Here is a 24,082-nt window from a genome sequence, read left to right as displayed (position 1 = left end):
CGTCGTTCCTTCAGATGGCGGTGCAGGCCATTGCAGGGTAACGACGCCTTTGTCCGTAAGCCCGCTCCGTCGTTGGCGCGCGCTCTGATACAGAGTGCGTAGCAAGGCACATGCCACCGGTCTACCGTCAGCTTTTCATCAAGATTGAGCCGCGCCTGGCTTTCAGTATGGCCGCCTCCCTACGCCAGACTGCCGAGGAAAACCTACGGTGCATGCTGCTTTTCCTGCCATGAAGACCTGCCACCGCTTGTGTAGCTGGCTGCTGTGTATCGCGCTTGTGCTTGGCGGCCCTGCGGCGTGGGGGGAGTCATATCAGGCACAGGATGAAAGCCTGAAGACTCTTTTTACCGCACTGTCAGTGCCATTGGGCCTGCCCGTCGTGATCAGCGCCGACGTAGCGCGTAGACCTATCAGCGGAACGTTTGATTTCGCGGCACCGCAACAGGTGCTGGAGGCTTTGGCCCGTCAGGAAGACTTGATCTGGTACAGCAATGGGCAAGGGCTTTACGTCTACGCCTCAGCAGAGGCGAGAAGCTCAGTGGTGGCGTTGCGACATATTTCACTCGACAGGCTACGCAGCTTCATGAAACGCACAGGGCTTGATGAGTCGCGCTATCCCCTGCGTGAGAGCGGGGCGCGTACGTTCAATGTGTCGGGGCCACCGACCTATATAGAACATGTGCTACGGCTGGCCCAATTGATGGACCGGCCACGCAGCCAACTGCGCGTGGGAACCCAGGCATTTGGAGTCGTGCAGGTGTTCAACACCCCTGTGGAGGATCGCCAGTACGGCTCGGGTGCAAACAAGGTCAATGTGCCAGGCATGGCGTCGGTGATCGAAACACTATTGTCCACTGAACAGAAGGGTCAGTTGGCCGACAAGAGGCTGACACTGATCGCCTATCCGGACACCAACAGCCTTTTGATCAAGGGCAAGCCTGCCCAAGTGAGGCTGATCGAACAGTTGGTGGCAGAACTGGATATACCCAAGCGGCCGAATGAGGTTTCGGTATGGCAAGTGGGTGTGGGGCAAGACGAGCCCGTGCCGGCGACCGGGCCACCGGCCTTGACTGCGGCGCAATATGAGCGCGTGAAGCGGGCGTTTGTGCGACCGGGGCGCGAGCTCTCTCCGTGAACACGCTTGGTTTATCCACTCATTAGCGAATTCTCTTACCGGCAATGGCCAAAAAGCGTTGTTCGAATGGGTTTATTCCTAGCGCGGGTCGCCGCGCTGATTTTTATAGTCGTGGCATTGGTAAGTGAGTTGACACAGGAAGTAAGGATTTGAAGATCAGCAGTCGAATGCAGAGGTGTGAATGGGCATCGTGATTGAGGCGCCCACGGTGCCCCTCGTCTTTGCTCATTGGACCTTGCACGGTGATGGCCGGTTGACGGGAGAGGAGGCGGACATTCAATTACCGCCCAAGGAAGGGCAGGTTCTGCGACTGCTGCTGGCCTCGGCTGGAACGCTGATGACCAAGGATCGCTTACTGGAACTGGTCTGGCCCCGGGGGGAAGTGGCTGAGGAGTCATTGACGCGTTGTATCTATGCCTTACGTAAGTATCTGCGAAGCGACAAGGGGTTTATCAAGACAATCTATGGCAAGGGCTATCGTTTTACCTGCCCTGTGCAGGTCGAGGATGAGGGGCGAGGAAGAGTGGTACACGTCTGTTCGAACTGTGGTCAGGTCAGTCATGTTTAAGCGCTGGGTCAGGGTTCTGCTACTGAGTGTGTTGTTGGGCAGTGGGCAGGCGCAGGCCTATTGCTGGAATGAGGCGGCCAGCCGCTACGACCTCGAACCGGAGTTGCTGCAGGCCATCGCCGCCGTCGAGTCGGGTTATCGTGCAGGGGCGATGAACTACGCAAACCGCAATGGCACGCATGATATTGGCTTGATGCAGATCAACAGCATCCACTTGCCACGCTTACTCAAGCTGGGCATTACCGAAGAGCGATTGCGGAACGAGCCTTGCCTGTCGGTGGAAGTGGGGGCCTCGATTCTTGCCGAGTTTATCCAGCGTTTCGGTTACAACTGGACGGCTGTCGGCTCCTACAACGTGGGCGCGGGTGCGGGGCCAAAGCACGATGCATTACGCCTGCAATATGCACAAAAGATCTGGGCACGCTATGAGGAGTTGGTCGCGCATCGCTATTGACTCGGCGTCACGCCTCGCATGCAGCCCATGACCCCGGCTATAATCTGCGTCACCTTCCGTCGTCATCCGAGTCTAGCCCGCCCATGTATACCCTGGCCCGCCAGCTGTTGTTCAAACTTTCCCCGGAAACCTCCCATGATCTGTCCCTGGACCTGATCGGTGCCGGTGGTCGCTTGGGGCTCAATGGCCTGGTATGCAAAGCTCCGGCGAAAATGCCGGTTTCTGTGATGGGGCTGGATTTTCCCAACCCGGTCGGCTTGGCGGCCGGCCTGGACAAGAACGGTGCGGCCATCGACGGTTTTGCACAGTTGGGTTTCGGTTTTGTCGAAATCGGCACCGTGACCCCGCGGCCGCAGCCTGGCAATCCCAAGCCTCGTATCTTTCGCCTGCCGGAAGCCGAAGCGATCATCAACCGCATGGGTTTCAACAACCTGGGGGTTGATCACTTGCTGTCTCGGGTACAGGCGGCGAAGTTCAAGGGCATCCTCGGGATCAATATCGGCAAGAACTTCGACACGCCGGTGGAGCGTGCGGTGGATGACTACCTGATCTGCCTGGACAAGGTCTATGCCCATGCCAGCTACGTCACCGTCAACGTCAGTTCGCCCAACACTCCGGGCCTGCGCAGCCTGCAGTTTGGTGACTCCCTCAAGCAATTACTCGAAGCCTTGCGCCAGCGTCAGGAAGACCTCGCCGTGCGCCATGGCAAGCGCGTGCCGTTGGCCATCAAGATAGCCCCGGACATGAGTGATGAAGAAACCGTACTGGTGGCCCAGGCGCTGGTGGACTCTGGCATGGACGCGGTGATCGCGACCAACACCACCCTCAGCCGAGTCGGCGTCGAAGGCCTGGTCCATGGGGATGAGGCGGGCGGCTTGTCGGGCGCACCGGTGCGGGACAAGAGCACGCATATCGTCAAGGTGCTGGCGGCTGAACTGGCCGGGCGTTTGCCGATCATCGCCGTAGGCGGTATCACCGAAGGCAAGCACGCTGCCGAGAAAATCGCCGCCGGTGCCAGCCTGGTGCAGTTGTACTCCGGCTTTATCTACAAAGGGCCGGCGCTGATTCGCGAGTCGGTCGACGCGATTGCGGCACTGCGCTGATGTTTTAATGTGGGGGCGAGCAAACCCGCTCCTACAAGTTATATTCTCCTGCCAATAAAAAGGGCTCCATAAGGAGCCCCTGGGCCGAAGCCCGCCGCCCGGATGGGGCGCGCGTGGTTAAGTCATTACATCTTCAAAGGTGACGTGTCGGAATTAAGTGCCCTGATTAGCCGACGGCGTGAAGTTCGTTGAGTCTGTGGATGCCCGCAGTGCCAGTCATACCGTCCCAGTTGTCGCCGCGTCCTTCTCGCCAGCCGTTGATCCAGGCTTGGCGTACCGACGGTAGAGTAAATGGGCAAAGCTCACGGGATTTTCCATGAACGCCATATTGATATCCGCGTAAAAATGCTCTTTCCAACGGATCACGCTTAAGTCTTCTCATAGGGTGTTTCCCTCACTTGTTGACTGCTAGATATCCTTCGGCCTCGTCCGAGGCCGGGCAGAGTTTTTCTGCCGTTGGTGGGCTCGCTGCCGGCGTGGCGAGCCAATGTGTCGGCGTCGTTACGGCGCCAACCTGTGTTGAGTTCTAACCAATAGGTCACATGGATTCAATGATCGTTTTGTCATAAGCACGTAACGATAACGATGCTATAGCCATAAGCTGGGATGGCTTTTCGCCCCATTTATTGGGCAAAGCCAGCTATGATGTGCCTTGCAAAGAGGACGGGTTTAATCCTTTAGTGAGAATGTCCGCCCGTTGCAGTCGGTTATTATTCGACGAAGGGTCGGAATATTACTTTTTGTTACGATCAGATTGATCATCTGCCCCGTCAATAAAGGCCCAAAGGCTCGTCAGACGGGGTGGAACGGCACATTCGTGCCACGCGAGCACTCTTCAAGAAAAGTGCTTGATTGAAAACCGAGCCGGCGATGCGTCGCCCGTTCATTTATTGCTGAAAAGCCTGGAATGCCCATGTCGGACCGTTTTGAACTCTTCCTCACCTGCCCCAAGGGCCTCGAAGGCCTGCTGATCGAGGAAGCCGTCGGGCTTGGCCTTGAGGAAGCCCGCGAGCACACCTCGGCCGTGCGCGGCATGGCCGACATGGAAACCGCCTACCGCTTGTGCCTCTGGTCGCGCCTGGCCAACCGCGTGCTGCTGGTGCTCAAGCGCTTCCCGATGAAAGATGCCGAAGACCTCTACCACGGCGTGCTGGATATCGAGTGGGCCGATCACATGGTCCCCGACGGCACCCTCGCCGTGGAATTCAGCGGCCATGGTTCGGGCATCGACAACACCCACTTCGGTGCGCTGAAGGTCAAGGATGCGATCGTCGACAAGCTGCGCACCCCAACCGGCGAACGCCCGTCCATCGACAAGATCAACCCGGACCTGCGTATTCACCTGCGCCTGGACCGTGGTGAAGCCATTCTGTCCCTCGACTTGTCCGGCCACAGCCTGCACCAGCGCGGTTACCGCTTGCAGCAGGGCGCGGCACCGCTGAAGGAAAACCTGGCGGCCGCGATCCTGATCCGTGCCGGTTGGCCACGCATTGCTGCTGAAGGCGGCGCGTTGAGCGACCCGATGTGCGGCGTCGGCACCTTCCTGGTCGAAGGCGCCATGATCGCCGCCGACATGGCCCCCAACCTGAACCGCGAGCTGTGGGGCTTCACCACCTGGCTCGGTCACGTCCCGGCGCTGTGGAAGAAACTGCACGCCGAGGCCGCCGAACGTGCTGCCATTGGCATGAACAAACCACCGCTGTGGATTCGTGGCTACGAAGCTGATCCACGGTTGATCCAGCCCGCGCGCAACAACATCGAGCGCGCCGGTCTGAGCCACTGGATCAAGGTGTACCAGGGCGAAGTCGGTACTTTCGAGCCGCGCCCGGACCAGAACCAGAAAGGCCTGGTGATCTGTAACCCACCGTACGGTGAGCGTCTGGGTGACGAGGCCAGTCTGTTGTACCTCTACCAGAATCTTGGGGAGCGTCTGCGTCAGGCGTGCATGGGTTGGGAAGCCGCGGTGTTCACCGGCGCGCCGGACCTGGGCAAGCGCATGGGCATCCGCAGCCACAAACAGTATTCGTTCTGGAACGGCGCCTTGCCGTGCAAACTGCTGCTGATCAAGGTCAACCCGGACCAGTTCGTCACCGGCGAGCGCCGCACGCCCGAGCAACGCCAGGCGGAACGTGAGCAAGCCGCTTACGATCAAGCCCCGGCCGAGCCGCAAGAGCGCCAGTACAACAAGAACGGTAACCCGATCAAGCCGGCGCCGGCCCCGGTGGTCGAGCAAGCGCGTTTGAGCGAAGGCGGGCAAATGTTCGCCAACCGCCTGCAGAAGAATCTCAAGTTGCTGGGCAAGTGGGCCAAGCGTGAAGGTGTGGATTGCTACCGTGTGTACGATGCCGATATGCCGGAATACTCCATGGCCATCGACCTGTACCACGATTGGGTCCATGTGCAGGAATACGCCGCGCCGAAGTCCATCGACCCGGAAAAAGCCTCTGCGCGCATGTTCGATGCCCTGGCGGCGATTCCCCAGGCGCTGAACATCGACAAGAGCCGCGTGGTGGTCAAGCGTCGCGAGCGTCAGAGCGGTACCAAGCAGTACGAGCGCCAGAGCGCCCAGGGCAAGTTCACTGAGGTCAGCGAAGGCGGGGTCAAGCTGCTGGTCAACCTCACCGATTACCTGGATACCGGCCTGTTCCTCGACCATCGCCCGATGCGCATGCGTATCCAGAAAGAAGCCGCCGGCAAGCGCTTCCTCAACCTGTATTGCTACACCGCCACCGCCAGTGTGCACGCAGCCAAGGGCGGCGCGCGCAGCACCACCAGCGTTGACTTGTCCAAGACCTACCTGGACTGGGCGCGTCGCAATTTCTCCCTCAACGGTTTCTCCGACAAGAACCGCCTGGAGCAGGGTGATGTAATGGCCTGGCTGGAAGCCAGCCGCGATGAGTTCGACCTGATCTTCATCGACCCGCCGACCTTCTCGAACTCCAAGCGCATGGAAGGCATCTTCGACGTACAGCGTGACCACGTGCAGTTGCTCGACCTGGCCATGGCCCGCCTGGCGCCGGGCGGCGTTCTGTACTTCTCCAACAACTTCCGCAAGTTCCAGTTGGAGGACAACCTCAGCGAACGCTATGCCGTCGAGGAAATCAGCGACAAGACCCTCGACCCGGATTTCGCACGTAATGCGAAGATTCACCGGGCCTGGAAAATCACCGCACGCTGATTGCTCCACCACGCTGCACCAAAAAGCCGCAAGCCTGGATTATTCCGGGCTTGCGGCTTTTTTGCGCTGGTCAAATACAGGACCGGTGTCTATAACTTAATGCCTAGCCAAAGTGACACCCCCGCACGCTGGCGTTGTGAGTGTTGCCTATGCCGTTACAAGCTGTCCGCCCGAAAATCCTAGGCTTTATCAGTGAACAGGCGTCGGCTTGGCTGGTGGCATTGGTGGTGTTACTGGCCGGTAGCGCGTTGACGGCAGTGGTCGCGTGGGCGGCTGCCGACCTTTACCAGCAGCAGGTGCGCCAGCGTTTCCAGTTACTGGTCAACGAGCGCTATACCCGTCTTCAGGAACGCTTCGAGGACCAGGAGCAGCGCCTGGGCAGCCTGCGGCGTTTCTTCATCAACTCCAGCGATGTGTCGCGCAAGGAGTTCGATGGCTTCGCCCAACCCTTGTTATTGCGCACCCGTGCCTATGCCTGGGCGCCGCGGATATTTCGCGATCAGCGTGCCCAGTTTGAGCACGAGATCTCGCGGCAGCGTGGCAGTCCTTTTACCATCCGTGAACTCAATGCGTCGGGTGAATTGGCCCCGGCCCCCGAGCGTGATGAGTATGTCCCGGTGTTGTACAGCCAGACCCAGAGTCTTTTGGGCTCACCCCTGGGGTTTGACCTGATGGCCCAGCCCCTGCGGCGTTCGGCCCTCGAGCGTGCGCAAAAAAGTGGTAAGTCTGCGGTGTCCCAGCCGATGCAACTGGTCGGAGTGGAGCCCGCCTACGCCGCCGGCGTGCTGCTGGTATCGCCGGTGAGCAACACACCCGATGCCGAACCCTACGGGTTTGTGATGGCGGTGATCAGCATGCGCCAACTGGTGGCCGATGGTCTGCCCAAGCCGAACCGGGACAACCTGGTGATGCAGATTATCGACACCTCCGATGATCAGCAGCGCATCTTGTACGCCTCCAGCAATTCGGTGGGCAACAGCGACCTGGTCGCCGCACGCCGGCTTACTCTCGGTGATCACGTCTACGCCCTGAGCCTGCGCGCCAGTCAGGTGTTCGATCAGGCCAACCACTCTTCAATGAACACGATCCTGACCATGGGCATGCTGCTCAGTGTGTTGCTCAGCGTGCTGCTTTACGTCTTGGTCAGCCAACGCCAGCGCGCCCTGAACCTGGTGGAGCAGCGCACGGTGCAGTTATGCCTGCGCGAGCAAGAGTTGCGCGGCGCCCATGGGCAGCTGCGCAGTGTGCTGAATGCGGCCACCCAGGTCGCGATCATCGCCACTGACCTGCGTGGCGTGATCAACACCTTCAATGCCGGCGCCGAGCAAATGCTCGGGTTCAAGGCCGAGCAGGCGTTGGGACATCTGACCCTGGAGAGCTTGCACGTGACGTCGGAGCTCGAGGCACGGGCAGGCTATTTGAGCGCGGCATTGGGCAAGCGCATCCCGCCCAGTCAGGCGATGCTGGTGGAGAATCCAGACAGCCAACATGAAACCCGCGAGTGGACCTTGCGGCGTGAAGATGGCAGCCAACTGACGGTCAATATGCTGCCCACGGTATTGCTGGATGAGCATGGTCTGTGGATCGGGCACTTGGCGATTTACCTGGATGTCACCGAACAAAAGCGCGCCTATGAGGCCCTGGCTGCGCGGGATCGTTTGCTGAAGAAACTCAGCGCCCATGTGCCCGGCGGGATCTTCCAGTTCACCTTGGAGCCTCAGGACCATTGGCGCTTTATCTACGCCAGTGACGGCATGCGCGATATCTATGAAATTGAGCCCGGCGTGTTGCAGCAGGATGCGAGCGGCGTGTTCGAGCGCATTCATCCATTGGACGTAGAACGGGTGCGAGCCTCGATTCGTTTGTCGGCGTTGCAGTTGACCCACTGGCGCGAAGAGTATCGCGTGCAATTGCCGCAGCGGGGCTTGCGCTGGATTCGTGGCGAGGCCACACCGGAAGAGTTACCCGGCGGCGGCACGTTGTGGCACGGCTATGTGTCGGATATTTCCGATCTGAAGCGGGTCGAGGAAGAGCTGCGCACGCTGTCGATTACCGACGCCCTGACGGGTATCCATAACCGACGCTATTTCCAGGATCGCGTCAAAGCCGAAATGATCCGGCTTAACCGTACCTCCGGGGCGCTTTCATTGATCATGCTCGATATCGACCATTTCAAGCGGATCAATGATCAGTACGGGCATGGCGTAGGGGATGGCGTTTTGCAGGAACTGTGCAAGCGCATTGCCCAACGCTTGCGCCGCAGCGATGTGTTTTGTCGGCTGGGTGGCGAAGAGTTCGTGGTGTTGTGCCCTAACACCGACGGGGATCAGGCCTACAGTCTGGCGATGGAGTTGTGGCAATCGTTGCGCAGTGCGCCGGTTGAGACCGTAGGGATTGTGACCGCCAGCTTTGGTGTCGCCAGTTGGCGGGTCGATGAAGGGATTGATGGGCTGTTGCTGCGCGCAGATTCGGCGGTGTATGTGGCCAAACAGGCCGGCAGGGACCGGGTTGAGGTTGAGCGATTGTGCGCTTGAGCTTCAACACCGGGCAAATGTGGGAGCTGGCTTGCCTGCGATAGCGGTCGCCCAGTCGATATTTTAGGCGACTGAACCAACGCTATCGTGGGCAAGCCCGCTCCCACACAAGTGCTGCAGTGTCTTTAGAGTACTGGTGCCGCCGCTGTCAGTTTCGGCTGGCGATACAGGTCCAACAGCACCTGATCCAGCACTGAGGACGCGCCCCACGGCTTGGAGTCGTTGAGGATCGCCACCACCACCCAGGAGTTGCCATTGTTGTCGCGGCTGAACCCGGCAATAGCGCGCACGGTGTTCAACGTGCCGGTTTTCACATGGGCTTCGCCGCGCAGGGCGGTGGTCTTCAGGCGTTTGCGCATGGTGCCGTCGGTGCCGGCAATTGGCAGCGAGCTGATGTATTCGGCCGCGTAAGGGCCTTTCCAGGCCGCTTGCAGCATGGCCGCCATCTCGCGGGCGCTGACCCGTTCGGCGCGGGACAGCCCGGAGCCGTTTTCCATCACCAGGTGCGGTGCAGTGATACCTTTTTTCGCCAGCCACTGGCGCACCACACGTTGCGCAGCCTTGGCATCGTCGCCATCGGCATCGTTGCGGAACTGTGCGCCGAGGCTGAGGAACAGCTGCTGGGCCATGGTGTTGTTACTGTATTTGTTGATGTCGCGGATGATTTCCGCCAGGTCCGGTGAGAACGCACGGGCCAGTACCTTCGCATCCTTGGGCACCGGCGCCTGGATATCACGGCCCTGGATCGTGCCGCCCAGTTCCTGCCAGATCGCCCGCACGGCGCCGGCGGTGTAGGTGGCGTGGTCGAGCAGCGACAGGTAAGTCTGCGAACTGCAGCCATCGCCCAACTGGCCGCTGACGGTGACGGTCACGCTGCCGTCGGCCGCCGTCACAGGGCTGTAGCGCACATCGCCGGTGCATTGCTTGGTGTTGTTCGCCTTCACCTGATTGTCGATGCGAATGCTCGCGATCGGTGGCTCGACCGACACGATCACCCGACCCGAATCATTACGGGTGACAAAGCGCAGGGCCTTGAGGTTGACGAGCAGGGCGTCGGGCTTGACCAGGAACGGCTTGTTCTCGTCGTTGCCGTCGTCATTGAATTCCGGCAGTTGCGGTTGGTTGAAAAAACTGCGGTCCAGCACCAGGTCACCAGTGACTTGCTGCACGCCGTTGGCGCGCAGGTCGCGCATCAGCAGCCAGAGTTTTTCCATGTTCAGCTTGGGATCACCACCGCCCTTGAGGTACAGGTTGCCGCGCAGCACACCACCGCTGAGCGTGCCGTCGGTGTAGAACTCGGTCTTCCACTGGTGGTTGGGGCCCAGCATTTCCAAGGCTGCATAAGTGGTGACCAGCTTCATGGTGGAGGCCGGGTTGACCGACACGTCTGCGTTGAAAATGGTGGGGGTGCCCGGGCCGGTCAGCGGCAGCATAACCAACGACAGCGCAGTGTTTTGAATCTTGGCTTTCTGGAGGGCCTGCTGGACATTGGGTGGCAGGGTGTTATTGACGGGAGCGGCGGTGGCGGAAAAAGCCAGTGGCAGGAAAACGCCGGCAAGTAGCACTGAACGTAAAGATTTGATCATAAGGAATAAAACCCTGCTGCTGAGGAGGGTGAAAAAAGTGAGGGGTAACCAAGAAAATCCCTCAATAGTCATGAAAGTGTCGGCATTATGCCCCAAGGGGGTTCCAGTTGTAGCTGAACGATAGCTGGTAATCGGCGTTTTTTTTACAGGCATTGTGCCGCCTGTCCCAGAGAGTCGGGCAATCGCCACCTTAAACTGCTAAAGTGCCCGCCGTTATTACTTAAGAGGATTGTTCCATGGCGACTAACCGTTCCCAGCGTCTGCGCAAAAAACTGTGCGTTGATGAATTCCAAGAGCTGGGTTTCGAACTGAACCTGGACTTCAACGAAGGCCTGAGTGAAGAAGCTATCGACGCTTTCCTCGACGCATTCCTGAAAGAAGCGATGGAGGCCAATGGTCTCGGCTACGTGGGCGGCGATGACTACGGTCTGGTTTGCCTGCAGAAGCGCGGCTCGGTCAGCGAAGAACAGCGTGCTGCTGTCGAAGGCTGGCTCAAGGCTCGCAGCGAACTGAAAAGCGCTGAAGTCAGCCCGCTGCTGGACGTGTGGTATCCGGAAAAGCCGATCAACGCGGCTAAGTGATACTGAAAAAACGGCGACCCTGGGGTCGCCGTTTTTTTATGCTTTGCGCCAGTTCAGAATCAACAGCGTCAGCACCCCCGCCACAATTCCCCAAAACGCCGATCCGATGGAAAACAAGGTCAAGCCTGACGCGGTGACCATAAAGGTAACCAGCGCCGCTTCCCGTTCCTTCGGCTCATTCATGGCGATACTCAGGCCATTGATGATCGAGCCAAACAGCGCCAAGGCTGCAATCGACAGCACCAGCTCCTTGGGCAAGGCTGCGAACAGTGCCGCCAATGTGGCGCCGAATACCCCGGCAATGCCATAGAACACCCCGCACCAGACGGCTGCGGTATAGCGCTTGTCGCGGTCTTCATGGGCGTGGGGGCCGGTGCAGATCGCCGCGCTGATCGCTGCCAGGTTGATGCCGTGGGAGCCGAAGGGCGCCAGCACCAGCGAGGCAAGGCCGGTAGCGGTGACCAGCGGTGAAGCGGGTACGTTGTAACCGTCGGCTCGCAGCACGGCGACGCCGGGCATGTTCTGCGATGTCATCGCCACCACGAACAGCGGGATGCCGATGCTGATGGTCGCCGCCAGTGAGAAGTGCGGCGTGGTCCACACCGGCGTCGCCACTTCCAGGTGAAAGCCGCTGAAGTCCAGCAAGCCCATCAGCCCCGACAGCAGCGTGCCGATGATCAGCGCGGCCAGCACCGCATAGCGCGGCGACAAGCGCTTGATGATCAGGTAGGTGAAAAACATCCCCAGCACCAGGCCGGTGCGATGTTGCGCGGCGACGAATATCTCGCTGCCGATTTTGAACAGAATCCCCGCCAGCAACGCTGCCGCCAACGACGCCGGGATGCGTTTGACCAGTTTTTCAAAGCTGCCGGTCAGCCCGCAGATCGTCACCAGCACCGCGCAAGTGATGTAGGCCCCAATGGCTTCGCCGTAGCTCACGCCGCCCAGGCTGGTGATCAGCAGCGCCGCGCCGGGTGTGGACCAGGCGATGGTGATCGGTGTGCGATAGCGCAGGGACAGGCCGATGCTGCACACCGCCATGCCGATGGAGATCGCCCAGATCCACGAGGAAATCTGCGCCGTGGTCAAACCGGCGGCTTGCCCGGCCTGGAACATCAGCACCAGGGAGCTGGTGTAGCCGGTCATCATGGCGATGAAGCCGGCGACGACAGCCGACGGTGAAGTGTCGGCCAGCGGGCGCAGCGGCGCGTGGGTGGCGTCGGTCATGGGGAGGTGTTCCTTTTACCTGGGGTTTGCCGGTGAAGGTGCGGATTCAAGCCTAAACTCAAACGTAACGATTCATTGCAATACAGCCGACACCGCAAACAGCCGTACAGTGTGTTGGCGCATTGGGTTGTGTACAATGTGCCCTGTTTTTAGGTGATACTTGCCAGCAACCTGTCGTGTTACCGTAAAGTTGCCGTATTACCGTTAATTCGCCGCCGTTCTCCCTACCCGAGTGCCCATGAACGAACAGTTGCAACCTCTCAAGAAACAACCGCGAGCCGGCAAGGCCGGTCGCAGCGGAACCCAGGACGATATCGTCTACGCGCATATCTTCGAGGCGATCCTCGAACAACGCCTGGCGCCCGGAACCAAATTGAGTGAAGAGGCACTGGGCGAAATCTTCGGCGTCAGCCGCACCATCATTCGCCGCGCGCTGTCGCGCCTGGCCCATGAAGGCGTGGTGTTGCTGCGGCCCAATCGCGGTGCGGTAGTGGCCAGCCCAAGCGTAGAAGAAGCACGCCAGGTGTTTCTGGCTCGGCGTCTGGTGGAGCGGGCGATCACTGAATTGGCGGTGCAGCACGCCACAGCCGAACAACTGGCCGAATTGCGCCAGATGGTCAACGACGAGCGCGACAGCTTCTCCCGTGGTGACCGCGGGGCCGGCATCCGCCTCTCCGGCGAATTCCACTTGAAACTGGCCGAAGCGGCGAAGAATGCACCGCTGATCAGCTTCCAGCGCAGCCTGGTGTCCCAGACTTCGCTGATCATCGCCCAGTACGAAAGCGGCAACCGTTCGCATTGTTCCTACGATGAACACACCCAGTTGATCGACGCGATCGAAGCCCGGGACGCGACGTTGGCGGTGAATTTGATGATGCACCACATGGATCACATCGACAGCAAGCTCAACCTCGATGAGGAAAGTGCGTCGGATGATCTGCATGCGGTGTTCTCGCATTTGTTGCAGACCAAAAAGCCAGGGCGCTCGTCCGTCAAACTGTAAATCCGAACAAAAATGTGGGAGCTGGCCTTTGTGGGAGCCGGGCTTGCCCGCGATGCAGACACCTCGGTCTTTCAGTTAGACCAAGGTGATGCCATCGCAGGCAAGCCAGCTCCCACAAAGGCCAGCTCCCACAGTTGTTTTGGGGGGATTAGCGCTGGTGCACTAATTGTCCAGCCGCATAGGTCTGCAACACCGTCCGATCATCCCCCAGCGTCATCAACACAAACAGCGTCTCGGCAATGTTATTGGCCTGCTTCAAGCGATAGCTGAGCAGCGGCGTGGCGTTGTAGTCCAGCACCAAAAAGTCCGCATCGGTGCCCGGCTGCAACGTGCCGATCTTGTCTTCCAATCGCAGCGCCCGCGCGCCACCCAGGGTCGCCAGGTACAGTGACTTGAACGGGCTCAACCGTGCGCCCTGCAACTGCATGACCTTGTAGGCTTCGTTCAAGGTTTGCAGCAGCGAGAAGCTGGTGCCGCCGCCCACGTCGGTGCCCAGGCCCACATTCAACTTGTGCTTCTCGGCCATGGGCAGGTTGAACAAACCACTGCCGAGGAAGAAGTTCGACGTCGGGCAGAACGCGACCGCCGAGCCGGTCTCGGCCAACCGCGCGCACTCTTCATCACACAGATGCACGCCATGGGCAAACACAGAGCGCTCACCCAGCAGTTTGTAGTGGTCGTACACGTCCAGGTAGCCGTTGCGCTCCGGGAACAGCGCCTTCACCCACTCGATTTCCTGCTTGTTCTCACTGATGTGGGTCTGCATGTACAGGTCTGGGTATTCGCGCAGCAGTTGGCCGGCCAGCGTCAATTGTTCCGGCGTGCTGGTCGGCGCGAAGCGCGGTGTGACCGCATAGTGCAGGCGGCCCTTGCCGTGCCAGCGTTCGATCAGCGCCTTGCTTTCCTCGTAGCCGGATTCGGCGGTGTCGGTCAGGTAGTCCGGCGCATTGCGGTCCATCATCACCTTGCCGGCGATCATGCGCAGGTCGAGTTTCTCGGCGGCTTCAAAGAATGCGTTCACCGACTGCGGATGCACGCTGCCAAATACCAGTGCGGTGGTGGTGCCGTTGCGCAGCAACTCCTTGATGAAAATGTCCGCGACTTCTTCGGCGTGAGCCTTGTCGGCGAATTGGCTTTCGCAGGGGAAGGTGTAGGTGTTGAGCCAATCCAGCAACTGCTCGCCATAGGCACCGACCATGCCGGTTTGTGGCAGGTGGATGTGGGTGTCGATCAGGCCGGGGGTGATCAGCGCGTCCTGGTAGTGGGTGATTTCGACGTCGGCGGGCAGCGTCGGCAGCAAGTCACCGGCATGGCCGAGCGCACTGATCTGGCCGTTTTCGATGACCAGCAGGCCGTCTTCGAAATACTCATAGGAGGCTTCGATACCCACTTCAGCGGGGTCGGCGATGCTGTGGAGAATGGCGGCACGGTAGGCTTTGCGAGTCAAAGGCATGGTGATCTCAATTCTTGGCAAAAGAAGTAATGGCTTGGCTGCGACGTGAAGCCGGCAGCAGTTTGGCAATGGGGTCGGCGCTGGCGGTGTGCTGGCCGAAATTGGCGTTGTAGGTAGCAATGATTTCGCCGGCGATGGAGATGGCGATCTCCACCGGCAATTTGCCCTTCACCTCGGTGAGGCCCATGGGGCAGCGCATACGCTGCAATTGAGCGGCGTCGAAGCCACGATCACGCAGGCGGTGTTCGAATTTGACCCGCTTGGTCTTTGAGCCGATCAGGCCGAAATAGGTGAAGTCATTACGCTTGAGCAGGGCTGCCGACAGCTCCAGGTCCAGCGCATGGTTGTGGGTCATGACGATGCAGTAACTGCCTACGGGCAAGTCGGCAATTTCGTCGACTGGCTCTTCGCTGACGATTTTACGCACGCCTTGGGGAATATGTTCCGGAAACTCCTGGTCACGCGAGTCGATCCAGCGCACCCGGCACGGCAGGCTTGCCAGCAGCGGCACCAGCGCACGGCCCACGTGGCCGGCGCCAAACACGGCGATCTGCGCCTGCACCTGGCCCATGGGTTCGAACAGGAGCACGGTCACGCCGCCGCAGCACTGGCCCAGGCTCGCGCCCAGACTGAAGCGCTCCAGATGGGTGTTCTGCTGGCCACGCACAAGCATGTCCCGGGCGATCTGCATTGCCTTGTATTCCAGGTGCCCGCCACCGATGGTGTCGAAGGTCTGGGCCGCACTGATGACCATCTTCGAGCCGGCATTGCGCGGCGTCGAGCCGAGCTCTTCGATGATGGTCACCAGCACGCAGGGTTCACCCTGGTTCTGCAGGTCGGCGAGGGCGCTGATCCAGTTGTTCATGTCTACCTCAACACTTCTGTTGTCAGTCAGGCCGCTATCGGGGGCAAGCTCCCTCCCACACTTTGAATGTATTTACAGATCAAAATGTGGGAGGGGGCTTGCCCCCGATGGCAGCGCCTCGGTCTAAAGCGAAGCCAACTCAGTTTCGCTTTCAACAGCCTTTGCTGCCTGCAACTGCCGCATCTGCTCACACCCCCACAACACCCGCTCCGGTGTCGCCGGCGCATCGATCTTGGGCTGATGGCGATAATCACCGAGGCTCGCCACCGCATCCTTGATCGCACACCACGAGGCAATCCCGAGCATGAACGGCGGCTCACCCACGGCCTTGGAATGGAACACCGTGTCTTCCGGATTCTTACGGTTTTCCACCAGTTTCACCCGCAGGTCCAGCGGCATGTCTGCCACGGCCGGGATCTTGTAGCTGGCCGGGCCGTTGGTCATCAGCTTGCCCTTGTTGTTCCACACCAACTCTTCCATGGTCAGCCAACCCATGCCTTGGATGAAGCCACCTTCCACTTGGCCGATGTCGATGGCCGGGTTCAACGAGGCGCCCACGTCGTGAAGAATGTCGGTGCGCAGCATTTTGTATTCGCCAGTCAGGGTATCGACGATCACTTCGCAGCAGGCTGCGCCGAATGCGAAGTAGTAGAACGGCCGACCGCGTGCCTGGCCACGGTCGTAGAAGATTTTCGGGGTCTTGTAGAAACCGGTGCTCGACAGTGAGACCTGAGCGAAATACGCCTGCTGGATCAGGGCCTCAAAGGTCAGGATCTGATCGCGCACGCGCACATGGCCGTTGTGGAATTCCACATCCGCCTCACTCACGTCGTATTTGCGTGCGGCAAACTCCACCAGGCGCTGCTTGATGGTTTCGGCGGCGTTCTGCGCGGCCTTGCCGTTCAGATCGGCACCGCTGGACGCCGCGGTTGGCGAGGTGTTGGGCACCTTGTCGGTGTTGGTCGCGGTGATCTGTACGCGGTCGATCTCCACCTGGAACACTTCGGCCACCACCTGCGCAACCTTGGTGTTCAAGCCCTGGCCCATCTCGGTGCCACCGTGGTTCAAGTGGATGCTGCCGTCGGTGTAAATGTGGATCAGCGCACCGGCCTGGTTGAGGAAGCTCGCCGTAAACGAAATGCCGAACTTTACCGGCGTCAGCGCCAGGCCTTTTTTCAGGATCGGGCTGTGGGCGTTGTACAGGCGGATCGCTTCGCGGCGCTCGGCGTATTGGCTGCTGGCCTCAAGCTCGGCGGTCATCTCTTCGAGCATGTTGTGCTCGACGGTCTGGTAGTAGTGCGTGACGTTGCGCTCGGTCTTGCCGTAGTAGTTGGCCTTGCGCACGGCCAGCGGATCGAGCGCCAGATGACGGGCGATGGCGTCCATCACTTCCTCGATGGCGACCATGCCCTGTGGGCCGCCGAAGCCGCGATAGGCGGTGTTGGAGGCGGTGTTGGTCTTGCAGCGATGGCCGTTGACGGTGGCATCGCCCAGATAATACGAGTTGTCAGCGTGGAACATCGCACGGTCGACAATCGAATTCGACAGGTCCGGCGAACAGCCGCAGTTACCCGCCAGCTCCAGGTTGATCCCATGCAGTCGGCCATTGTCGTCGAAGCCGACGTCGTACTCGATATAGAAAGGGTGACGCTTGCCGGTCATCAGCATGTCTTCCACCCGGGGCAGGCGCATCTTGGTCGGCTGGCCGGTCAGGCGTGCTACCACCGCGCACAGGCACGCCGGGCTGGCCGCCTGGGTTTCCTTGCCGCCGAAGCCGCCGCCCATGCGGCGCATGTCGACGACGATCTTGTTCATCGACACGTCCAGCACTTCGGCCACCAGCTTCTGTACTTCGGTGGGGTTTTGCGTGGAGCAGTAAACGATCATGCCGCCGTCTTCGGTGGGCATCACCGAGGAAATCTGGGTTTCCAGGTAGAAGTGTTCCTGGCCGCCGATATGCAGCGTGCCCTGGATACGGTTTTTTGCGGTGGCCAAGGCGCCGGACGAATCACCGCGCTGGTGGGTGTGGCTATCGAGCACGAAATGCTTCTTGCGAAAGGCCTCGACCACGTCCAGTACCGGTTCCAGGTCTTCGTATTCGATCACCGCTGCCATGGCGGCCTTGCGTGCGGTTTCCAGATCGCGGGCGGCCACCGCCAACACGACCTGGCCGACAAACTGTACGGTATCGATGGCCAGCAGCGGATCGCCGGGCATCAGCGGGCCGATGTCCTTCAGGCCCGGTACGTCTTCGTGGGTGATGACGATGCGCACGCCGTCAAAGGCGTAGCAGGGCGCCGTGTCGATGCTGATGATGCGTGCATGGGCGCGGTCGGACATGCGTGCATACAGGTGCAGTTGATTCGGGAATTCCAGGCGGTCATCGATGTACTGCGCTTCGCCGCTGACGTGTTTGGCGGCGCTGTCATGCTTGACGCTGCGGCCCACGCCGGACGTGAGGTCCTGGGCAAAAAACTCGGCGAGTTCGGCCTGGGTTTTAACGACGGCGTGATGGTTAGACATAAGCGGTCACCCGAGTCTCGATGTGCGGCGTTTGCAGTTCGATGAAGTATTTGCGCAGCAGGTTCTGTGCGCTGAGCAGGCGATATTCCTTGCTGGCGCGGAAGTCCGACAGCGGGGTGAAATCCTCGGCCAGGGCGGCGCAGGCTTTTTCCACGGTGGCGGCGTTCCAGGTCGCACCGGCCAACACGGTTTCGCAGCTTTTCGCGCGTTTGGGCGTGGCTGCCATGCCGCCGAAGGCGACGCGGGCATCGCTGATCACACCGTTATCGATCTTCAGGTTGAACGCGGCACACACCGCGGAAATATCATCGTCCAGCCGCTTGGAAACCTTGTACGCACGGAAACGCGAGTGGCCCTTGGGTACGATGATCTTCTCGATGAACTCGCTGTCTTGACGGGCGGTGACGCGGTAGTCGATGAAGTAGTCTTCCAGCGCGAGCGTGCGGCGCGTATTGCCTTTGCACAGCACGATCTGCGCGCCGAGGGCGATCAGTAGGGGCGGTGAGTCACCAATGGGCGAGGCGTTGCCGATATTGCCGCCCAGGGTGCCCTGGTTACGGATCTGCAGGGAGGCAAAGCGATGCAGCAAGTCGCCGAAGTCCGGATATTCGTGATGCAGCGCGGCGTAGCAGTCGGACAGGGCGGTGGCTGCGCCGATTTCCAGCCGGTCGTCGAACGACTCGATGCGCTTCATTTCTTCAATGTTGCCGACGTAGATCATCACCGGCAGCGTGCGGTGAAACTGCGTGACTTCCAGTGCCAGGTCGGTGCCGCCGGCCAGCAGGCGTGCCTGCGGATAGGCGTCGTAGAGGTCGGCCAAGTCGGCCACGGTCAATGGCACCAGGCAGCGTTTGTCGCCGCTGTTGAGTTCACCGGTTTGGGTCGGTGCGATGGCTTTGAGGCGAGCGATGGTCTCGGCCTGGCGGCTGTCGAACTGATCCTGGGGTTTGTTGCAGCAGGCCTGTTCGGCGGCGGCGAGGATCGGGCGGTAGCCGGTGCAACGGCACAGGTTGCCGGCGAGGGCTTCGTGGGCTTTTTGGCTGTCGGGAGCGTCGCTGTTTTTTTGCAGGGCGAACAGCGACATCACAAAACCCGGGGTGCAAAAGCCACATTGCGAGCCGTGGCACTCGACCATGGCTTGTTGCACGCTGTGGAGTTGGCCTTGGTGCTTGAGGTCTTCTACGCTGATCAGTTGTTTGCCGTGCAACGACGAGACAAAGGTCAGGCAGGAATTGAGGCTGCGATAGCGAATCTGTTCTACGCCGTGTTCATCGCTGTGCAGTTCGCCGACGACGACGGTGCACGCACCACAGTCGCCGCTGGCGCAGCCTTCCTTGGTACCGGATTTGCCCAAATGCTCACGTAAATAGTTGAGCACGGTCAGGTTGGGGTCCAGGGCGTGCTCGCTACGGAGTTCCTGGTTAAGTAAAAACTGGATCACGGAAGGCCTCGCAGACTCATTATTGTTGTTAACCGCTTTGCGCCGAATCTAGTCATCTCTGACTTTTCGGTCAATGATTTTCTGACCAGAAGGTCAAGAAAATACGGTCGCAACACTTTCAATTATGGCCCAGTCTTCTGGAACCGGCGTTGTCGGGGGCTTGTGCCTGTTCATCGTTGCTTATTTCATGCCAAATTCGCCCCGGTGGGCGTAGCGCCATCAGCGGGCCAATGCGCTACACTGCCGCGCTTGTACCGATAGAAGATTTTGAAGGGAAAACATGACGTTCAAGGCGCCGGACAGTCTCGCCGAGCAAATTGCTCACCACCTCGCCGAACGTATCATTCGCGGCGATCTCAAGCCAGGGGAGCGAATCCAGGAACAGAAGGTCACACTGGCGCTCAATGTCAGCCGTGGTTCCGTGCGTGAAGCCTTGTTGATCCTCGAGCGCCGCCACCTGATCGCGATCCTGCCGCGCCGTGGTGCCCATGTCACCGAGCTCACCGCGCACAAGGTACAGAGCCTGTGCACGTTGATGAGCGAGTTGTACATCCTGCTCGGCAATGCCGTGGCCCAAGGCTGGCAGACCCAGGCCGACATGGCGCCATTCGTGCAGATCCAGCAGCGCCTGGTCACCAACTTCGAGCGCCAGGACATCCGCGCCTTCGTCGAAGAATGCTTCAACGTGATGCGCGCCGCGTACCCCTTCGCCAACAACCCGTATTTGCAGGAAACCGTCGAAAACCTGCAACCGGCGATGAACCGTGCCTATTACCTGGCCCTGGATCAGCGCAAGGCGTCCATGAGCGAGTACCTGGCGTTGTTCGAGCAGTTGCTTGCCGCTGTGCTGGCCCGTGACCTGGTGCAGATTCGCCTGGTGTTGTCGGCTTACGGCGAGCGCAGTTGCTCGTTGGTGATCGCTGCGTTGGCGGACGCCTAAACGTGCGGCTCAAGTGCATCAAACTGGCGGGGTTCAAATCCTTCGTCGACCCGACCACGGTGAACTTCCCCAGTAACATGGCGGCGGTGGTCGGGCCCAACGGTTGCGGCAAGTCGAACATCATCGACGCCGTCCGCTGGGTGATGGGCGAGAGCTCGGCAAAAAACCTGCGCGGCGAGTCGATGACCGACGTCATCTTCAACGGTTCGACCAGCCGCAAGCCGGTGAGCCAGGCGAGCATCGAACTGGTGTTCGACAACTCCGACGGCACCTTGATCGGCGAATACGCGGCCTACGCGGAAATCTCCATCCGCCGCAAAGTGACCCGCGACAGCCAGAACAGCTATTTCCTCAACGGCACCAAATGCCGACGCCGCGACATCACCGATATCTTCCTCGGCACAGGCCTGGGCCCGCGCAGCTACTCGATCATCGAGCAAGGCATGATCTCCAAGCTGATCGAAGCCAAGCCCGAGGACTTGCGTAACTTTATCGAAGAAGCGGCCGGCATCTCCAAGTACAAGGAGCGCCGCCGTGAGACTGAAAACCGTATTCGTCGCACCCACGAAAACCTCGCTCGCCTGACCGACCTGCGCGAAGAGCTGGAACGCCAGTTGGAGCGCCTGCACCGCCAGGCCCAGGCCGCCGAGAAATATCAGGAATACAAGGGCGAGGAACGCCAGCTCAAGGCGCAACTGTCGGCCCTGCGCTGGCAGGCATTGAATGATCAGGTCGGCCAGCGCGAAGCGATCATTGGTACCCAGGAAATCAGCTTCGAAGCCTTGGTGGCCGAGCAGCGCAATGCTGACGCCAGCATCGAGCGGCTGCGTGACGGCCACCATGACCTGTCCGAGCGCTTCAATCTGGTGCAAGGCCGCTTCTACTCGGTGGGCGGCGACATTGCCCGCGTCGAGCAAAGCATTCAGCACGGCCAGCAACGCCTTCGCCAACTGCAGGATGACTTGAAGGAAGCCGAACGCGCGCGGCTGGAAACCGAATCTCACCTGGGCCACGACCGCACCTTGCTGCTGACCCTCGGCGAAGAGCTGGACATGCTCACCCCCGAGCAGGAAATCACCAGCGCCGCCGCCGAAGAGGCCGCCGCCGCCCTGGAAGAATCCGAAACCACCATGCACGGCTGGCAGGAGCAGTGGGATACGTTCAACCTGAAGTCCGCCGAGCCGCGCCGTCAGGCCGAGGTGCAGCAGTCGCGTATCCAGCAACTGGAAACCAGCATGGAGCGTCTGGCCGAGCGCCAGCGTCGGATGCAGGAAGAGCGTGCATTGCTGGCCGCCGACCCGGAAGACGCGGCGATCATGGAGTTGAGCGAGCAACTGGCCGAAAGCGAAATGACGCTGGAAGAGCTGGAAGCCAGCGAAGAACAACAAGTGGAGCGCCTGGAGCAATTGCGTCAGCAACTGCAACAGGCGACCCAGGCGCAGCAACAGGCCCAGGGTGATTTGCAGCGGCTCAACGGTCGACTGGCCTCGCTGGAAGCCTTGCAGCAGGCGGCGTTGGACCCCGGCACCGGTACGGCCGAGTGGTTGCGTGATCAACATTTGGCCGAGCGCCCACGTCTGGCCGAAGGTTTGAAGGTAGAAGCCGGTTGGGAGCTGGCGGTGGAAACCGTACTCGGTGCCGACCTGCAAGCTGTACTGGTGGATGATTTTGGCGGTTTCGACTTGGCCGGGTTTGCCCAAGGCGATTTGCGTTTGCTCAGCCCGGCGGCTGATGGCACACGGGTGCCGGGCAGTTTGCTGGACAAGGTCGAGGCAGCCATTGATCTGTCGCCCTGGCTGGGTCAGGTCAAGCCGGTGGACTCTCTGGAGCAGGCGCTGGTCCAGCGCGGCCAGTTGGGGGCCGGTGAAAGCCTGATCAGCCGTGACGGCTACTGGGTCGGCCGCCATTTCCTGCGCGTGCGCCGCGCCAGTGAAGCGGAAAGCGGCGTTCTGGCCCGTGGCCAAGAGATCGTCAACCTGATTGCCGAGCGTGAAGAGCGTGAAGCCACCCTGGAAAGCCTGGAAACCGAACTGCAAACCCTGCGCGCCACCCAGCGCCAGCAGGAGACCGGCCGCGAACACCTGCGCCGCTTGTTGCAGGATGAAGCGCGTCAGCAAGGCGAATTGAAAGCCCAGCTGTCCGCGAGCAAAGCCAAGGTCGAGCAACTGACCTTGCGCCGCACGCGCCTCGACGAAGAAGTCGCCGAGATGGGCGAGCAGCGCGCCCTGGAACACGAGCAGATCGGTGAAGCGCGCCTGCAATTGCAGGAAGCTCTCGACAGCATGGCCCTGGACACCGAGCAGCGCGAGCTGCTGCTGGCCGAGCGCGACAGCCTACGCGAACGTCTTGATCGTGTGCGCCAGGAAGCACGGCAGCATAAGGATCATGCGCACCAATTGGCGGTGCGCCTCGGCTCCTTGCGCACCCAGCACGATGCCACGCGCCAGGCCCTTGAGCGCCTGGAGATGCAGTCCGAACGCCTCACCGAAAAGCGTGAGCAACTGAGCCTCAACCTGGAGGAGGGCGAAGCCCCGCTGGAAGAGTTGCGGCTCAAGCTCGAAGAGTTGCTCGACAAACGCATGAGCGTCGACGAAGAACTCAAGACCGCGCAGATCGCCTTGGAAGACGCCGACCGTGAGCTGCGTGATGCGGAAAAGCGCCGGACCCAGGCCGAGCAGCAATCCCAGTTGATCCGCAGCCAGCTCGAACAGCAGCGCATGGAATGGCAAGCCCTGACAGTCCGTCGCAAGACCTTGCAAGACCAGTTGCTGGAAGACGGCTACGACCTGCACGGCGTGCTCAATACCCTGACCGCCCAGGCCAACGAAAAAGAGGCCGAGGAAGAACTCGAGCGCATTGCCGCGCGTATTCAACGCCTGGGCGCGATCAACCTTGCGGCCATCGACGAATACCAACAGCAGTCCGAACGTAAACGTTATCTGGATGCCCAGGACGCCGACTTGGTCGAAGCCCTCGACACGCTGGAAAACGTCATCCGCAAGATCGACAAGGAAACCCGTAATCGTTTCAAAGATACCTTTGATCAGATTAATGGCGGTTTACAGGCGTTATTCCCGAAAGTTTTCGGTGGTGGCAGCGCTTACTTGGAACTGACGGGCGAAGATCTACTCGATACAGGGGTAACGATCATGGCGCGGCCTCCGGGCAAGAAGAACAGCACCATCCATTTGTTGTCTGGTGGCGAAAAGGCACTGACCGCATTGGCCCTGGTATTTGCCATCTTCAAGTTGAACCCGGCGCCGTTCTGCATGCTCGATGAAGTTGACGCCCCGCTGGATGACGCTAACGTTGGACGCTACGCTCGATTGGTTAAAGAGATGTCCCAGACGGTGCAGTTCATCTATATCACCCACAACAAGATCGCCATGGAAATGGCGGATCAGTTGATGGGGGTCACGATGCACGAACCGGGTTGTTCGCGGTTGGTGGCGGTGGATGTGGAAGAAGCGATGGCGATGGTGGAATCCTGA

Annotated in this window: 16 protein-coding genes and 1 pseudogene; 10 read left to right on the top strand and 7 right to left on the bottom strand. The window is 60.2% G+C overall.

The window, feature by feature from the left end; all coding sequences use genetic code 11:
* Positions 1 to 229 precede the first annotated feature (229 nt).
* The 4 genes and pseudogenes from AC07V4_RS09680 to AC07V4_RS09665 all read left to right on the top strand — a co-directional run.
* Positions 230 to 1,039 (top strand): annotated as a pseudogene (locus AC07V4_RS09680) (secretin N-terminal domain-containing protein); the annotation flags it as partial.
* 277 nt (positions 1,040 to 1,316) lie between these two features.
* Positions 1,317 to 1,703 (top strand): winged helix-turn-helix domain-containing protein, encoded by a 387-nt coding sequence (locus AC07V4_RS09675; protein WP_492635804.1) that lies wholly within the window; start codon positions 1,317 to 1,319, stop codon positions 1,701 to 1,703.
* Entirely contained in the window at positions 1,696 to 2,157 is a 462-nt protein-coding gene (locus tag AC07V4_RS09670) for a transglycosylase SLT domain-containing protein (protein WP_492635805.1), read from the top strand. Before AC07V4_RS09675 ends, AC07V4_RS09670 begins: the two co-directional genes overlap by 8 nt.
* Positions 2,158 to 2,240: 83 nt before the next feature.
* Positions 2,241 to 3,260 carry a quinone-dependent dihydroorotate dehydrogenase gene (locus AC07V4_RS09665; protein ID WP_492635806.1) on the top strand — a complete coding sequence of 340 codons (1,020 nt, stop codon included), beginning with the start codon at positions 2,241 to 2,243 and terminating at the stop codon, positions 3,258 to 3,260.
* A gap of 166 nt (positions 3,261 to 3,426) precedes the next feature.
* Here the strand turns inward: AC07V4_RS09665 and rmf are convergent, their stop codons facing one another.
* Positions 3,427 to 3,642: a ribosome modulation factor gene (gene rmf / locus AC07V4_RS09660; protein ID WP_002553055.1), complete on the bottom strand. Its 216-nt coding sequence runs from the start codon at positions 3,640 to 3,642 to the stop codon at positions 3,427 to 3,429.
* A 531-nt stretch (positions 3,643 to 4,173) separates the two neighbouring features.
* On the opposite strand from rmf, the gene rlmKL reads away from it, so the two are divergent.
* Positions 4,174 to 6,438 (top strand): bifunctional 23S rRNA (guanine(2069)-N(7))-methyltransferase RlmK/23S rRNA (guanine(2445)-N(2))-methyltransferase RlmL, encoded by a 2,265-nt coding sequence (rlmKL, locus tag AC07V4_RS09655; RefSeq protein ID WP_492635807.1) that lies wholly within the window; start codon positions 4,174 to 4,176, stop codon positions 6,436 to 6,438.
* Between the two features lie 149 nt (positions 6,439 to 6,587).
* A complete protein-coding gene (locus tag AC07V4_RS09650; protein ID WP_492635808.1) occupies positions 6,588 to 8,972 on the top strand; it encodes a sensor domain-containing diguanylate cyclase in 2,385 nt (794 codons plus the stop codon).
* A 125-nt stretch (positions 8,973 to 9,097) separates the two neighbouring features.
* Here AC07V4_RS09650 and dacB read toward each other — a convergent pair whose 3' ends face one another.
* Positions 9,098 to 10,558 carry a D-alanyl-D-alanine carboxypeptidase/D-alanyl-D-alanine endopeptidase gene (gene dacB / locus AC07V4_RS09645; protein WP_492635809.1) on the bottom strand — a complete coding sequence of 487 codons (1,461 nt, stop codon included), beginning with the start codon at positions 10,556 to 10,558 and terminating at the stop codon, positions 9,098 to 9,100.
* A gap of 236 nt (positions 10,559 to 10,794) precedes the next feature.
* On the opposite strand from dacB, the gene AC07V4_RS09640 reads away from it, so the two are divergent.
* The gene (locus AC07V4_RS09640; RefSeq protein ID WP_492635810.1) at positions 10,795 to 11,139 is read left to right on the top strand and encodes a YggL family protein; all 345 of its coding nucleotides are present in this window, start codon (positions 10,795 to 10,797) and stop codon (positions 11,137 to 11,139) included.
* 36 nt (positions 11,140 to 11,175) lie between these two features.
* Here the strand turns inward: AC07V4_RS09640 and AC07V4_RS09635 are convergent, their stop codons facing one another.
* Positions 11,176 to 12,366: a benzoate/H(+) symporter BenE family transporter gene (locus tag AC07V4_RS09635; protein WP_431753167.1), complete on the bottom strand. Its 1,191-nt coding sequence runs from the start codon at positions 12,364 to 12,366 to the stop codon at positions 11,176 to 11,178.
* A 238-nt stretch (positions 12,367 to 12,604) separates the two neighbouring features.
* On the opposite strand from AC07V4_RS09635, the gene AC07V4_RS09630 reads away from it, so the two are divergent.
* Positions 12,605 to 13,369, top strand: coding sequence for a GntR family transcriptional regulator (locus tag AC07V4_RS09630; RefSeq protein ID WP_017134778.1), 765 nt, complete (start codon positions 12,605 to 12,607; stop codon positions 13,367 to 13,369).
* Between the two features lie 148 nt (positions 13,370 to 13,517).
* On the opposite strand, the gene guaD is transcribed toward AC07V4_RS09630, so the two are convergent.
* From guaD to xdhA, 4 genes are all read right to left on the bottom strand, one after another.
* Positions 13,518 to 14,822, bottom strand: a complete 1,305-nt coding sequence (guaD, locus tag AC07V4_RS09625) for a guanine deaminase (protein ID WP_492635811.1) — start codon at positions 14,820 to 14,822, stop codon at positions 13,518 to 13,520.
* Between the two features lie 7 nt (positions 14,823 to 14,829).
* Complete coding sequence (xdhC, locus tag AC07V4_RS09620) at positions 14,830 to 15,687, bottom strand: xanthine dehydrogenase accessory protein XdhC (protein WP_492635812.1); 858 nt, start codon at positions 15,685 to 15,687, stop codon at positions 14,830 to 14,832.
* A 123-nt stretch (positions 15,688 to 15,810) separates the two neighbouring features.
* Positions 15,811 to 18,210, bottom strand: a complete 2,400-nt coding sequence (gene xdhB / locus AC07V4_RS09615) for a xanthine dehydrogenase molybdopterin binding subunit (RefSeq protein WP_492635813.1) — start codon at positions 18,208 to 18,210, stop codon at positions 15,811 to 15,813.
* On the bottom strand, positions 18,203 to 19,651 hold the full coding sequence (gene xdhA, locus AC07V4_RS09610) for a xanthine dehydrogenase small subunit (RefSeq protein ID WP_492635814.1): 1,449 nt from the start codon (positions 19,649 to 19,651) through the stop codon (positions 18,203 to 18,205). Before xdhA ends, xdhB begins: the two co-directional genes overlap by 8 nt.
* A gap of 280 nt (positions 19,652 to 19,931) precedes the next feature.
* Here xdhA and AC07V4_RS09605 point away from each other — a divergent pair, with 280 nt between their 5' ends.
* Complete coding sequence (locus AC07V4_RS09605; RefSeq protein WP_492635815.1) at positions 19,932 to 20,591, top strand: GntR family transcriptional regulator; 660 nt, start codon at positions 19,932 to 19,934, stop codon at positions 20,589 to 20,591.
* A 2-nt stretch (positions 20,592 to 20,593) separates the two neighbouring features.
* Complete coding sequence (smc, locus tag AC07V4_RS09600; protein ID WP_492635816.1) at positions 20,594 to 24,082, top strand: chromosome segregation protein SMC; 3,489 nt, start codon at positions 20,594 to 20,596, stop codon at positions 24,080 to 24,082.

The organism is Pseudomonas sp. GW821-FHT03A09, from assembly GCF_059421065.1.
The sequence above is the reverse complement of the archived record's forward strand: the minus strand, read 5'-3'. Positions and strand labels throughout refer to the sequence as shown.